This is a genomic window from Paenibacillus sp. J2R1T-4 (genome assembly GCF_059692235.1).
Window position 1 is genome coordinate 1 of sequence record NZ_JCAUBA010000028.1, and the last position, 14,061, is coordinate 14,061.

Genomic DNA, 14,061 nt, shown 5'->3' on the forward strand with positions numbered 1-14,061 from the left:
CCATATACTCGTGCTCGTTCGCATCATATTGCCGCTGTCCAAACCGGTTCTGGCGACGATTTCCTTGTTTTACGCCGTGTATCATTGGAACGAGTGGTTTAACGTTCTGCTCTACGTTCGCGACGCGAATCAGTGGCCTATGCAGGTGTTTCTGCGCAATCTCGTGATGGAATCGACAACATTGGCCGAAATGAAGGATACCGCGTTGACGGCCGTTTCCTCGGAAGCGATCAAGATGGCGACGCTGTTAATGACCGTTCTGCCGATTGCGCTTGTGTATCTGTTCGTGCAGAAATATTTTATCCGCGGCATCATGCTCGGCTCAGTCAAAGAATAACCCTGTGCCACCTCTGCCGCCGGTTCCATCCGCTTAGAGATGAAGGACGCCGACATCTATTTGATGAAGACGGGGGGATTTCATTGAACCGATTTGTACGTTTGCCGCTGTTCGGCATCCTGCTGGTTGTTCTGGTCGTGCCAAGCATTTCGTTCAGTTTGTTCATCTATCAGAAAAATGTAAGCAAAGCGATCGAAACCAAACAAGCGGATCAGCTTGAAATATTGCACCAATACAGAAAAAATTTCGAGCTTGTGTTCGAACAGATTTACAGCAAGGCAAACGAATACATCATTGATAAAAATTTCAATGCGGTAGCCGATCCTTACTCGGTGCTCGATTTGGTCGAGAAAATGCGGCTGGTTGCGAAGCTGCAGCAAATTCGTTCGTCCGATCGCAATATTGACGCGATCTATTTTATGTCCAGGCGCGAGAATGGCGAATACGTTTATGTTGATCCCGACTTGAGCTATTGGTACGACGAGTATAAGCAGGAATTGACCGATATATTCCATCGATCCGATTCGTCGCTCGAAACGCTTCCGGTTCGATCGTTCGGTTCAGCCACGCAAGAATCGCGCGTCTTGTCCGGCATCGTACTGCGGCTGCCTTTCGATTCGATGGTAAAAACAGGGATGATTTTGATCGACATCGATCTTTCGTTCCTGATGGCCAATATTGTCGGCAACGATGCGGACGACTTGCTGCTTGTCGATGCCGCAGGCAACGTGCTGCTGCCGAAGGCGCAGCAGGGCAAGCGGCTCGATGCTCTCTTTCCCGGCATCGGGCCGGTCGACGGCATGTCGGGAGCGAATGCGTTCCGCTCGGGCGGCAAGCGTATGGTTCAAATGCATATCCATGCAAAAGATCCCGGTCTCACCTTCGTGCGGATCGCTCCGTATGGCGAGTTGATGGCGTCGGAGCTTCTCATCCGCAAGGTCATCATCGTCGGCAATATCGTGCTGTTTCTGGTCTATGTCGCCATCGCGCACTTTCTGTCTCTCTACATGCATCGCCCAGTCAAACAAATGATGGCGGCAGTCAAGGGATTGTTGTTCAGCGGAGCGCCGGAAGAAAAGCGAGTGACGATGCGCGACGAGCTGGAACGGATCAAAACGGGCATTCACAAAATGTTGAAGGAAAATAAACATTTGCAGGTTACGTATAACAAATTCATGCCGCAGTTGAAGGAGCGTTATTATTACAATTTGCTTCACGGCAAATATGAGACCATAAATCTGGTTCAGGAACAGGCCTCATTGCTGCAGCTCAATGCAGACACGGAAGACTTCGGTTTGATTGTCATGGAGATTGATTTCTTGCAGCAGCACACCATGCAGGACAAACATGCGAAGCGGTTGCTCTTTCTGGATAAGAGCGAGCATTTCTGGGCGGAGCACCAGGGCAAGGTGATGGTCGAGGTTGCCGAGGACCGCTGGGCTGTCGTTTTGCGGGAGCAGAACGAATTTGACAACCGGGAATTTAACCGATACGCATATGCGCTGTGCAAGAACCTGCGCGATCAAGCAGAGGAAACAATCGGCATCTCCGTTTCATTCGGCATCGGCAAATGCAACGGGGGACCGCTCGATCTCCATCCCTGCTTCAAGCAAGTCGGTGAGCTGCTCCGGTACAAGATCAGTCTCGGTCACGGCATGATTATGACGCTGCAAGAAAATTCGGACATCCCCCAACCGGAAAAGCGCGAGTTGTTTCTCGTTGACGAGAACAAGCTGTCTGCGATGATTGTCATGGGCAACAATGCGGACATAACCGCGTATTTGGACGAATTTTTCACATCTCTGCCCCAGTATCACAGTCCTGCGGCGATGCAGGAGCAAATGATTCACGTGCTTCACATTTTATTGCAAACATTGGATCGAATCGGCAAACAAGCTTTTTTTGGGGAACGGCAATTGTACCAAGAGCTAATCGCGATCAAAAATTTGGCATTGTGCAAAGAATGGATGCTGACTGCTTTTCTTTCCGTAGCCGACTATTACAGGGGACAGATCGAAGCGGAAGAAACCCACTGGGTGCAACAAATCTTGAAGTATGTAGAGACAGAATTCCACCAAACGGAAATGTCGATGACGATGATTTCGGAAGCATTTAATTTAAGCCCGACCTATATCGGCCGGGTGTTCAAAAAAGAACGGGGCGTTTCGCTGATGGATTATGTCTGCACGCTACGGCTCGAACGGGCCAAAACGATGCTTGCCTCGCCCGAGTTGAAAATTTATGAGGTGGCCGAAGCGGTAGGCTTCCAAACGAATCATTACTTTATCAAGCTATTTAAAGAAAAAACAGGATTGACCCCAGGCGATTACCGCAAATTTCTCATTCGGGACAGGACAAATTGAACGGTATATACTTGTGTGCTTTTCGACGGCAATCGACACGTAACGTCCAATCGTCCGAAAAATCGCGTTTCTCCTTCCGATGAAACAGGTATATTTGCCTGCTTCCGGAAAGTGGGAGCGCTTTCTTTTTTGTGGAAGATAGGCATATCTTCGATTGTCCGCATGCGAGCGCCCGCAGTAGACTTGTAAGAAACTTCCGTTCTCGAAGGAACACATAATTTCCGCGATATGGGAGGCTATCAAACTGCCGATGGAAGGAAAGTCAAATATGGTATTTTCTTTCGTTCCGATGAATTGACCGGTTTGACGGAGCAAGATTTAGCGGCTGTTCAAGCCTTGAATATCAAAACGATTTTCGATTATCGCGATGACTATGAAGCGCAAAAGAAACCGGATCCGGTTTTTGCCGGCGTAAAAAATATTCGCATCGCTGCTATTCAAGCAGATCAAGCATCTCGAATCAACATATCGGGAAATGCTGGGAACGCCGATCGAAACCAACACGTTATCGTCGATATGGTCAAAAACGGCTTTTTCAAACAATTTCGCGCAGATACTATGATGATGGAACTGTATACGAAGCTCCCGCTCGGCAATCCGTCCTATAAACGGTTGATGGAAATGATCCAGCATTCGGACAACCTTGGGCTTCTGCATCATTGCACGGCGGGCAAGGACCGTACGGGAGTCGGTGCCGCCTTGATCTTACTGGCGCTCGGCGTCCCGGAGGAAACGGTAATGAAAGACTACCTGCTCACCAACGAAACGATGAAAGGGTTCAACAGGAAATTGCTGAGTCAGCTTGCCGAACATGTGAATGAGGTGGAATTGCGCAATATCGAACACCTGTTTGGAGTGAAAGGACAATTCATGGAAGCTGCCTTCGGGTCGATCAAGAAGACATATGGCAATGTTGACACTTATTTTTCTGAAGAATTCGGCTTGACCAATCAAAGACGCGAAGCCTTGCAAAGCATGTGTTTGGAGTAGGGGCAAGCGTGGTAAAACGCATCCACTGGATGATCACAAAGCTTTTCCCGTCATTAGTAAAACAGGTAAGAGAGGGTTGTATATTTATACACATATTGATTATCAGACATTTTGTGCCCCAAATTTTTGTCTAACGAATTCTGTAACAAACGGTCTTATCCGCCGCAACGGACTTGAAATTCTAATGAATTCTGAAACAACAAAAATGGAGCCACGCGGGTTTGCGGGCTCCTTTTTCTAATTAATTCTGGAATATCACACATTTGACAACAACTCAGCCATGTTAACCGTTCATTCCGTACTCAGTCACTAACTTAGAAGGAGCGGTGGGGTGTAAACCATCGCTGCTTGGTTCAACTACACAACCGGAATCAAGCCAGTCGTTGCTCTAAGGCAACTGGTAATTTTACTGGTAACTATAATATCAATTTTCCTGAGAAGGGGTGTCAAAGGACCAGATTAGCGAAGGCAAACAAAAAGGCGGGGAGAAACATACGTTCTGTTGTAAGCTGTTCCTGTATAATGACAATATCCGAAGAAAGATGTCCGCTCAGCTTGTTGTTGCACATGGTTTCCTCCAGTACACTTGTTGTAAACGTACTCGCGAAAGAGACCACCAACTACGTGAAACAGCGATAGAAACCGAAAACGTCCGTGAGTACTGCAAAACGAGGAGGTGACGAATCAAAGCTACATCAGGTGCTGTTCTGCATAGTATTTCTGCTTAGTTCCATGCGGTATTCCGAGGGGGTCATGCCGGTCTTTTGTAGAAACAGGTGGCAGAAGTATTGAGTCGAGGAATAGCCGACATCGCTGGCGATACGCTCAATAGACAGCCTGCTCGTTCGCAGCAAATCTTTGGCTACTTCCACCCGTGTGTTCATGAGCTTATGCTTGAATTTTGTATTGAAATGTTTTTTAAGCAGCCGGTGCGTTTGCTTCGTACTCAAGTTCAGCGTATCGGCCAACATCTCGAGTGTCAAATTTTGCTGACAATTGCAAAAAAATGCATCGATAGAACGCGACCACTGATCGTCCTTGACTTTGCGCGGCATCGTAGACGCTCGATTCGTCTGATGTTCCATCTGAATGCCTCTCACCACTTCGATGATCATCTGGGCAAAGAGGCTAAGTACTTTCGTATAGGAGCCTACCGAGGGCGTCTCAATTTCCGATCGTACATCGGCCAGCAGGCTGAAAATGGCGCGATTCCGGGTTGAATCGGTCAGTTGGCAGCAAGTCAGCCGGGACAGCGCAGCCTTGATCTGATCCGCTTCCTCCTGCGGAAAGCCGGGATCAAGTGTCGGACTGTCCTGAAAGGTGAAGCGAATCGTAGAGCGCTCCCCGGGAAGGACGGGGTCCGGCTCGAATGAATGAAAGATGTGCTGCCCGATAATATGAATGGAACCGGTTTCAAGATGCTGCTCACGATCTTCTAGGACGAGCGTCCCGATGCCGGAATCGATGAATTGCAGCTCGATCGCCGCATGGTTATGTTTCTTGTTGCGGACGATCTTCATCGGGTAAATGTTGCTGTCGAGCAAGATATCGAACAGCAGCGAGCCGAAACGGACTTTAATGTCCAACTGATCCCAAGCGACCGAAGCGGTTCGAATTTGAGAATTCGTCAAGAGGTTCCCTCCTATACGATCAAGTTCGCATGTAAATATTCCTCATTGTACCACAGGAAGAGACAAGATTGTCAACAGCCGGATTCGCGTCGCTTGCCGACTTGGATGTACAGTGCCGTCATATTTGCGTGTATCGCTTTCGCTGCGGGCTGCAGCGGCAAAGGATCGACAACGGATTCGGGGAACGGCGAAGGAGGAGCGGGAAAAGCCCCTGCGGTCGAGCAAATGTCGGAACCGGCAGAGCTCGTCTTTTATTCCCAGAACGGGTCGTCGGAGGCTTTTTTCAACGAAGTTTACGGTGACAAAATTAGAAAAAAATTTACGCAGTATACGATCAAATACATTCAGCGCACAGGTCCGGGAACGCTGCTGGCCGATATGGTTTCCATAAAAACCCATTTCTTCTTTTATTTCAACTCCGTCTATGGATTTTTGAACGAAGTGTTACCTGTTGGAATTCAGTACGATATGACTGAATTGGCCAAAAAGCACAACGTCGATTTGAGCAAACTCGAATCGGCGGCGATTGACGGGTTCAGAAACAATGTGGGCAAACTGCGCGCGTTGCGACAAGTCCCGACGGCATCCATTGGACGGCGGGGGCGAGAGGACCGATTCCCGAGTTTGTCGAACATGCCTCCTTTTACAAATATTACGGGCTTTACGTTTTGAACGGCCAATGTTTATGCGGCTTCCGCAGAAGCGATGGCGGCGCCGCAACGGGAAGACAAGGGACGGCGTGGATTTCAACCGACTTTGACAACTGGATGAATGAAAGCGCGGATTCGTTCTGGCTCGCGGAGCCTCACGATCCGACCCAGAGAGGGACGTACTTTGCTTACGATCAAGTTCATCTAGGTACGGCGCCGATCGTTTACGACAACGTCGCCGTCGGGCTGTACGGGTTGTGGCATCATCAGCAAAATCCGTTTAAAGAAACATCTTGCGATTTCAGCCTGTTGATCAGCGGTCCGGATGCGGTTGAAGCTGGAGAAAAAGGATCAAATTGATCCCAGAGTGTATGCCGTATACCTTGTGAAATAGCTTGGAGCGAAAACGATGAATGATAAGCACGAAGAACGCCTATCCGAGCACTGGGTTCAAAGCTGCGGCGAAAGCCTGAAATATGTGCTGAGAAGTCCAAACAACGCTCGCATACATGAAAAGCCGCTGCTGCTCATTACGGTCGGGGCGGACTGGAAAACGCCTTTGTTGACTAAGCCATATCGCAATACAGCCGACGGTTTTCTAGCCAACGGCCACTATGCGCTAAGCTTCGATATCCCTTGTCACGGGGAGCGCGTCGAGCCTTATGGAGAAGGCATTAACGGGTTTCGTAACGCCTTTCTGGCCGGGGACGATCCCTTCGAACGATTCGTACGCGACGCCACCGCAGTCATCGACGACTGTATTCGTTTGGGCTTTGCGTTCCCCGGCCAAATTGTCATTTGCGGAGCTTCCAGGGGTGCGTACTTGGCTTTCCGGCTACTTGTCGCCGACTCGCGAGTCGCTTGCGCGGCGGGATTCGCCCCAGTAACCGACTGGCGTGCTTTGAGCGAATTCGATTCGATTAAGGAGAGGCCCGACGTGGAAGCACTCAAGCTCCACAACTATGTTGACCGCTTGAGCGGTAAACGATTGTTTATCGGGATCGGCAACGACGACAGTCGCGTCAGCACATTAAGCTGCTGCAAGCTGTACACCGAGCTGACCGAACATAATTTGTCGCGCGGCTATCGCGAGACGTTGGTCGAGTTTTATTGTACGGACGATCGCGGCCATACGATGGGCGACTACTGGTACGACAAAGGAACAACATTTTTGTTGAATGGGTAAATAAACGTAAGGGGTCCCCAAAAAATTGGCTAACAGATGAGGCTTTTGGGGGACCGGCGAGGGAGATTTCAATGCTAAATATCATAATCGATATGCCGGTAGACGACGAAAAGCTGCAGCAGCTTCAAAGCTTGCCCGGCGTACTTGTTACAAAGATCGATCCGCGCGAAAAGCCGGAGCGTTTGCCAGACGAACTGGCGAAAAAGGTAAACGTGTTGTTTTGCACGTTTCCGCCAACCAACATAAACGATTGCACCGCGCTTCGTATGATCCAGATCAGCTCCGTCGGTTATAACCAGATCGTCAATATCGGTTTGCAGGAAAGAGGCGTGCAGGCATGCAACGCGCAGGGCGTGTTCGACGTTCCGATCGCCGAATGGAATATCGCGATGATATTCCAACTTGCGCGAGACATGCGCGGGATGTTTCGCAATCAGGAGCACAAAATGTGGGACCGCTCGGCAAAGTTTCAGACGGAAATACGCGGCATGAACATTGGACTCTGGGGCTATGGCGGAATCGGACGAGAGACGGCACGCCTGGCGAAGGCGATGGGCATGCATGTTCAGACGTTCGTGCGGGATCGTGTCAAGGAGCGCGGCTATACGTACTGCGTGCCCGGCACTGGCGACCCGCAAGGCGCGCTTCCGGACCGGGTGTTCATTCGCGGTCAGGAGACGGAGTTTCTGCGCGATTTGGATGCGATGATCGTAGCCGTGCCTTTAACCCAGCAGACGGAAGGCATGATCGGGGAGAAGGAGCTGCGCGCTCTGCCGCCGCATGCTTTCGTCCTCAATCCGTCCCGCGGGCCGATCATCCGTGAGGAAGCTTTGCTTCGGGCGTTGCGCGAGCAATGGATCGCCGGCGCCGCATTGGATACGCACTACCATTACCCGATGCCGCCGGAACATCCGCTATGGGATTTTCCGAATGTGATTATGACACCGCACATTTCCGGGTCTTCGCAAAGCACGCATTTCAAACGTCGAATATGGTCGATTTTTGTAGAAAATGTACGACGCCATATGGACGGGGAGCCGTTATGGAACGAATTGTCGCCAAGCCAACTGGCAGGGCAGTAGCACCAGAGAGAGGAGCGCAAGCGATATGAAAATTACTGATGTCCGTACAGTTTTGCTGACAGGACCGTGCACGAACGATCCGTTTTTAAGCGAGTCGCGCAAACTGCGCAGCGCCGCGTTTGTTGAAATTGAAACCGATACGGAGCTTGTCGGTATCGGCGAGACTTACATCGGCTACTTTTTTCCAGAAAGCGTGCCGACGATCGTCGATTTTTTCAAACCGATTTTGATCGGACAAACCGTCGACAACATCGCCGAGCTTTGGCAGCGCATGTACCATAGCGGCAACTTTTGGTGCAGAGTCGGCATGGGTCTTTCCGTGCTGAACGGCATCGAAGCCGCGCTTTGGGATTTGAAGGCGAAAATGTACGGCCTGCCTGTTTACGAATTGCTCGGAGGAAAAAAGCACAACCGTCTCCCTTGCTATGCCACAGGAGGTCCGAGCAACTATCCGAAGGAGAAGCTGGCGGCGAAGCTGGATCATTATTTATCGCTTGGCTTCAACGGGGTGAAGCTGGGCGCGGGCTGTCTCGATACGAGCCGGGGCGGCTGGCATATGCCGAAGTCGAAAGGGGAAATCGCCGAATTCGAAGCCGATAAGCTGGAATTCGTCCGCAAGCACGTCGGGTGCGACGTCCACCTTATGCTCGACGGTCATATGGGAAACAGCCCGACCCATACGTGGGATCTTGACACGGCCGTTACGGTGCTGCAGGCGCTCGAACCTTACGATCTGTTGTTTTTCGAAGAGCCGCTTCATTATACGGACGCTGCGGGCTATGCGGAGCTGCGCAAAAAAACGACGATTCCGATCGCAGGCGGCGAATGTTTGACCGGTAGCTGCGAATGGAAATTGTTTGTCGAACTGAACTGTTTTGATGTCGGGCAACCGGATGCCGCCTTCACCGGCGGACTCGGCGAATTTATGAAAGTGGCGGCGATGCTGGAAGCGAACGGACGCAAAATTGCAACCCATGCTTGGGGGGCGGGTGGCTGCCTGATGCAAAACATTCATTGTGGCTTCGCAAGCGGCAATACGCTCATTTTGGAAATTCCGCCAGATTTCGCAGGACTTCATAGCGACATTGTCCGCGATTCGTTCCGGATGGAAGGCGGCTACATATGGCCTCCGGAGGGATCCGGCCTTGGCATTGTACTGACCGATGAGATTAAAAATAAATATTCGTTCGTTCCGGGAAGCGGCGAATTTAATTCGGTCCCCGGTAAAGTGTTGACGACGTAAAGAAGGCGATACACATACAAACCTATTTAAGGAGAGAACTGGCATGATTACAGATTCGTTACCGCATATCGGACAATATTCAAGCGTGAGCTCCAGATTGAAGCTGGCGGCGCAATTTCTCGAAACTCATGATTGCAAAGCTTTGGAACCGGGCAAATACGAAATAGACGGTGATAAAGTGTATGCGCTTGTTCAGCATTATGAAACGAAGCCGAAGGAGAAAGGGCTCTGGGAGGCACATCGGCAATATTTGGACGTGCAATATATGGCGGAGGGCAGCGAGATGCTGGGATATATCCCGATCACTCGGACGGAAGTGACCCGCCCTTATGACAAAGATGGAGATTATGCGTTATTCGCGGCATCGGGCGATTTTTTCACGCTCCGGGAAGGGCACTTCGCGTTGTTCGCGCCGCATGACGTGCATATGCCCTGCATTCAACTGGAAACGGCTCAATCCGTTAAAAAAATCGTGATCAAGGTGTTGATCGAACCGTAAGGGCGAGTGCGGCGAAGCCGAAGCGAAAGGTGTTTACCGTCGTCGCCTATGGCGACAGTTGGACTTACGGAAGCGTCGCGAACGGCTGGCATGAGGCGAAAGAAGCCGGGTATGATTGGGAGCTCATTCACGGCTCCTGGTTTTCTCAACTAAGACGATGGCTTACGCAAATGGATCCGGAAACGGGCATATGCAATCAAGGGATGCCGGGTTGGAAAAGCTACCAAGGGCGGGATCATTTCGAACGGCGAGTCGCGGTGCTCGATCCGGATTTGCTTATTCTCAATTTCGCCATTAACGACTGGACGAACAAAATTCCGTTACACGTTTACAAAACGGCGATGGATCAGATCATGCTGGAAGCGAAGCGGATTGGATGCCAATGTGTCGTATGGACGAGCGGACCAGTCGCGGCGGCAAGCGAAGAAAGCTACGGATTCGAGAGCCCGATGCAGGACGGCTCGTTTCCCCATCGTTTTGAGGAATATAACGATACGCTGCGAAACTTGGCGGCTGAGCATCGTTTAATCCTCGCGGATGCGGAACGCGTCATTCGTAGATTATGGGACAATGGAACGGAAATATCCGGTTGGTTTTATGACGCAATACACTTTACGCAACAAGGGCATGATACGATTTTTCAATGTTTGCGGGACAGCATAATGTTGGATGGACGGGTGAACATACAGGGCTGATCGGAATCGAAGTGCTGCCCTTTGAAATTCAGTACGATATGACCGATTTAGCGAAAAAGCACAATGTCGATCTAAGCAAAATCGAATCGGCCGCGATAACGATTTTATTTCCGCCCCGACGCTGCATGTTCGGCACAACCGATTTCAACACAGCGCTTCGCAAGGCAGAAGAAGAAACGATAAAGCAAGTGGAAGATTTCCGCGCCAAATCCGAACGTATTCAAATAGCAGGAAAGCGGTGAACTTGGATGAGAAGCAGTAAAGCTGTCGCACATATTGGCTCCAGAGTCGAGATGTTTATCGACCACTGGTTGATCGATGAGAAGCCAGGAATCGAACTGCGGGTGACATCGCCCGAGAGGCGTGAAGTTGTTCTGAAGCTCGATAAGCCTTGGGAAGGAAAAGCCGCTTGTTATTTCACCGTTATCCAGGATGCGGGGAAAATACGGCTTTACTACCGGGGCAACGCGCCCACGGACGATCACGATGACCAGCAGGTGACTTGCTATGCGGAAAGCGAGGACGGAATTCATTTCGAGAGACCTGTACTCGGACTGTTTGAACATGACGGCGTGAGCAATAACAACATTGTATGGCGCGGTCTTGAATCGCATAACTTTGCGCCGATGAAGGGCTTCATCGTCGGCACGTCGCACCCTCATCTGTCGTTCGACCCGGCGACCGGCGGGTATGCGACCCGAGTCATCAGCTTGCCAACGCTGTCATGGGACCCTCCGTTCCCATTGCGCTGCACGGCGGAGGAGGCGTTCGCCTTGACCGAGCGGGCTCGGGATGTGAACGGCGTCGTGCACTTCCTGTTCCACCCGTCTATGGCGGGGGATGCGGACGGCAAGGTCGGCGAGTGGATGGTGAAGCTGGTCGAGTACGGTCGCAGCCTGGGCCTCGAATGGTGGACGTCGGAGCAGATCTGGAAATGGTTCGAGCTGCGGCGTCATGTGACGGTAGATTGGTCGGGCGGCGCGGTGGACGTGGCGCAGGGCCGGATCGTCTCGACCGCTGGCGAACAGATCGAAGGTGTGACGGTGCTGCTCGCGTGGGGAGAAGCTGGGTTCGGCTCGCTCGTCCACCCGCTAAGATTCGCCGTTGACAATGGAGCGGAGCTGACTTGCGTCACGGACGTGGCCCGGTTCGGCTGCGAAGCTATGGCAGAACGGTGGGCAGCAATCAACCCGTGGGGATCAAGTACGTGTTCAAAAGCTCGCGCCTATGACCCCGAGGATTGGGACCGGTCACACTGTGATACCGATTACCAGCGTTGCAGCTAGTGATCATCCGACAGTTGTAGAAAATTGAAGTTTGTTCCAACGAAATCTATTTAATCTATTTACCGGATAAGGAATGATGACACCATGAGTAAAATTCGTCTAGGCATTATCGGTTGCGGCAATATGGCGGGAACTCACGGCATGGTCTCAGGAATTGTTATTTGTACACATCATGTACAAGATATGCACAAATAGAGATTACCAATTTTCATCTACTCACCTCAAGCAAGATATGGTAAAATGACCATCATGTTGATTACATTTTCCGCAAATCCAACAAGCCCTAGAGGCGGTATTGCAGCAGGCACATTTCTGTCTGCCAAGGCCGGCTTTAGGGCTTTTTTCTATTTCAAGGCGATACTTCTTCTTTAACGAGGGGGTGTCGTCTTTTTGAAGGAGATGGAGTGGATTCATGAATAAGGTATTTTGGGATTTCATCGACCAGCATGCATTGGAGCCCAATATCGCAGTCAAACATGAGCGATGCCAACGCATTTTGGATCACGTATGCTACTCAACCGTGACGAAAATATGGGAATTCAAAGGCGAGCTCGACTTGGTGTCGACCCAGGATTTGAAGCGAATGTTTGATGAACTGTTTTGGTTCGAGTGTATGGGAGGCGACGGGGACGAGTATGAGGTGAGGAACGCGAATCAGGATTTGATGGAAATCAACCGCGGGTATGGTATTTCTAACAAACTTACTCACCACACGTTTCTAATTCAGGAGTGAAATATGCAGCCCGGTGACGGGTGAAGATGACTCGCTCCTGAGGGTGGGGAACTGACGAAGGAAAGCCGTGTGCGGGAAATCCGCATGCACGGTTTGATGGGGAGTCCGGAGAAGTAATTCCCAGTCTTACCCTACTATATAAATGGTTGGATGTGATTATTGTCACTGAGGCCATCAAGCCCCGAGTGTACAATTAATTACAAGAGAGAGATAGGTAGGAATGGAGGAAAGAGGATGTTAACAGGGGTTATTTTAGCTGGAGGGCAAGGCAGCAGAATGGGCAACATCAATAAAGCATTGCTTCCATTTTCGGATGAAACTCTTGTTCAGCGGCAAATTCAAATCATGCAAGTGCTGTGCGCGGAGATCATTCTGGTGGCCAACGATCCTAGAGCCTTCTTACCTCATTTGGGAAACAGATGCCGGATCATATCAGACTACATTCCAGGTAAAGGACCGTTGAGCGGGATGCACGCAGCCTTTACGCTTTCCACATACACGGATATATGGGTTGTTGGGTGCGATATGCCGTTTATCTCCAGTCAAGCTGCCGAATTCATGTGGAAGCTAAGAAAAGGGTGCCAATTTGATTCTGTCGTTCCCTGCGTTAATGGTACCCTACATCCGCTCCACGGTATTTATCGGAAGAGCTGTGTTGACCAAATATCGAAATTGCTGAATCAAGGTGAATACAGAATGACGGAGCTATTAAATGCCCTTCGTTGCAACACGGTCAAGGAGGATGTTTTTGTCGATCTGGGAGTGGACCTCAGGTTTGTCATGAATGTTAATACACCGGAGGAATATGAAGAGGCCATGCAACTACTGGAAAGATAAGGTACTGTGATCGTTATCACATTCCTAATGTCTACACCAAGCTATACTTACATTATATCCAAACAAATAGACGAGGTGGCAGCCATGACTTATTCGGAACGATTGCAAAACAGGCCGGAATCAGCCGTGCATACGGAAAGTTTGTACGAACAAATAGGGGGTGCAGAGACGATCGAACGTCTTGTCTACGCCTTCTATCCTAAAGTGTATGCACATCCTGAGTTGATCCCGCTGTTTCCAGACGGAGTAGATGAAATCCGTGCGAAGCAATATTTATTCCTGACCCAATTCACAGGTGGACCGATGCTCTATACAGACCGCCATGGGTTCGGGAATATGCGCAGTGTTCATGAGCAATTTCAGATTACACCAGCACGTGCAGAGGCGTGGCTGACCTGCATGCGGGAAGCGATGGACGAGATCGGCTTAGAAGGCTTTCCACGCCAAATGCTATTCCAGATGCTGACGAATGCTGCCCATCGGTTCGTAAATTCGCCACAAGGTAGAGAGACAGAGCAACCCAATTAAT

General features: G+C 50.4%; 15 protein-coding genes and 2 pseudogenes. 15 read left to right on the forward strand and 2 right to left on the reverse strand.

Annotated features, from left to right (window positions below; translation table 11 throughout):
* The 3 genes and pseudogenes from AC58QD_RS29645 to AC58QD_RS29655 all read left to right on the forward strand — a co-directional run.
* Positions 1–337 (forward strand): annotated as a pseudogene (locus tag AC58QD_RS29645) (carbohydrate ABC transporter permease); the annotation flags it as partial.
* Positions 338–420: 83 nt separating this feature from the next.
* On the forward strand, positions 421–2,700 hold the full coding sequence (locus tag AC58QD_RS29650) for a helix-turn-helix domain-containing protein (protein ID WP_497338654.1): 2,280 nt from the start codon (positions 421–423) through the stop codon (positions 2,698–2,700).
* A 213-nt stretch (positions 2,701–2,913) separates the two neighbouring features.
* Positions 2,914–3,690: pseudogene (locus AC58QD_RS29655) on the forward strand (tyrosine-protein phosphatase); the annotation flags it as partial.
* A 695-nt stretch (positions 3,691–4,385) separates the two neighbouring features.
* Here the strand turns inward: AC58QD_RS29655 and AC58QD_RS29660 are convergent.
* A complete protein-coding gene (locus tag AC58QD_RS29660; RefSeq protein WP_497338655.1) occupies positions 4,386–5,321 on the reverse strand; it encodes a helix-turn-helix domain-containing protein in 936 nt (311 codons plus the stop codon).
* Here AC58QD_RS29660 and AC58QD_RS29665 point away from each other — a divergent pair.
* The 3 genes from AC58QD_RS29665 to AC58QD_RS29675 are packed head-to-tail and all read left to right on the forward strand — an operon-like array spanning position 5,307 to position 7,157.
* Complete coding sequence (locus tag AC58QD_RS29665; protein WP_497338656.1) at positions 5,307–5,993, forward strand: hypothetical protein; 687 nt, start codon at positions 5,307–5,309, stop codon at positions 5,991–5,993. The genes AC58QD_RS29660 and AC58QD_RS29665 overlap by 15 nt on opposite strands.
* The gene (locus AC58QD_RS29670; protein WP_497338657.1) at positions 5,990–6,331 is read left to right on the forward strand and encodes a hypothetical protein; all 342 of its coding nucleotides are present in this window, start codon (positions 5,990–5,992) and stop codon (positions 6,329–6,331) included. The genes AC58QD_RS29665 and AC58QD_RS29670 overlap by 4 nt, the downstream gene beginning before the upstream one ends.
* A gap of 49 nt (positions 6,332–6,380) precedes the next feature.
* The gene (locus AC58QD_RS29675) at positions 6,381–7,157 is read left to right on the forward strand and encodes an alpha/beta hydrolase family protein (protein ID WP_497338658.1); all 777 of its coding nucleotides are present in this window, start codon (positions 6,381–6,383) and stop codon (positions 7,155–7,157) included.
* Positions 7,158–7,231: 74 nt separating this feature from the next.
* Here AC58QD_RS29675 and AC58QD_RS29680 read toward each other — a convergent pair whose 3' ends face one another.
* A complete protein-coding gene (locus tag AC58QD_RS29680; RefSeq protein WP_497338659.1) occupies positions 7,232–7,558 on the reverse strand; it encodes a hypothetical protein in 327 nt (108 codons plus the stop codon).
* Between AC58QD_RS29680 and AC58QD_RS29685 the strand changes: the two genes are divergently transcribed.
* From AC58QD_RS29685 to AC58QD_RS29725, 9 genes are all read left to right on the forward strand, one after another.
* Positions 7,547–8,239, forward strand: coding sequence for an NAD(P)-dependent oxidoreductase (locus AC58QD_RS29685; RefSeq protein ID WP_497338660.1), 693 nt, complete (start codon positions 7,547–7,549; stop codon positions 8,237–8,239). The two genes, AC58QD_RS29680 and AC58QD_RS29685, sit on opposite strands and share 12 nt — an antisense overlap.
* A gap of 25 nt (positions 8,240–8,264) precedes the next feature.
* The gene (locus AC58QD_RS29690) at positions 8,265–9,482 is read left to right on the forward strand and encodes a mandelate racemase/muconate lactonizing enzyme family protein (RefSeq protein ID WP_497338661.1); all 1,218 of its coding nucleotides are present in this window, start codon (positions 8,265–8,267) and stop codon (positions 9,480–9,482) included.
* Positions 9,483–9,525: 43 nt separating this feature from the next.
* Positions 9,526–9,981, forward strand: coding sequence for a NanQ anomerase/TabA/YiaL family protein (locus AC58QD_RS29695; protein WP_497338662.1), 456 nt, complete (start codon positions 9,526–9,528; stop codon positions 9,979–9,981).
* A gap of 29 nt (positions 9,982–10,010) precedes the next feature.
* Complete coding sequence (locus AC58QD_RS29700; protein ID WP_497338663.1) at positions 10,011–10,676, forward strand: SGNH/GDSL hydrolase family protein; 666 nt, start codon at positions 10,011–10,013, stop codon at positions 10,674–10,676.
* Complete coding sequence (locus AC58QD_RS29705) at positions 10,625–10,918, forward strand: hypothetical protein (protein WP_497338664.1); 294 nt, start codon at positions 10,625–10,627, stop codon at positions 10,916–10,918. Before AC58QD_RS29700 ends, AC58QD_RS29705 begins: the two co-directional genes overlap by 52 nt.
* Before the next feature lie 6 nt (positions 10,919–10,924).
* The gene (locus tag AC58QD_RS29710; RefSeq protein ID WP_497338665.1) at positions 10,925–11,962 is read left to right on the forward strand and encodes a hypothetical protein; all 1,038 of its coding nucleotides are present in this window, start codon (positions 10,925–10,927) and stop codon (positions 11,960–11,962) included.
* Between the two features lie 412 nt (positions 11,963–12,374).
* Positions 12,375–12,695, forward strand: a complete 321-nt coding sequence (locus AC58QD_RS29715; RefSeq protein ID WP_497338666.1) for a hypothetical protein — start codon at positions 12,375–12,377, stop codon at positions 12,693–12,695.
* 234 nt (positions 12,696–12,929) lie between these two features.
* Positions 12,930–13,532, forward strand: coding sequence for a molybdenum cofactor guanylyltransferase (gene mobA / locus AC58QD_RS29720; protein ID WP_497338667.1), 603 nt, complete (start codon positions 12,930–12,932; stop codon positions 13,530–13,532).
* An 84-nt stretch (positions 13,533–13,616) separates the two neighbouring features.
* Positions 13,617–14,060, forward strand: coding sequence for a globin domain-containing protein (locus tag AC58QD_RS29725; RefSeq protein ID WP_497338668.1), 444 nt, complete (start codon positions 13,617–13,619; stop codon positions 14,058–14,060).
* Position 14,061 lies beyond the last annotated feature (1 nt).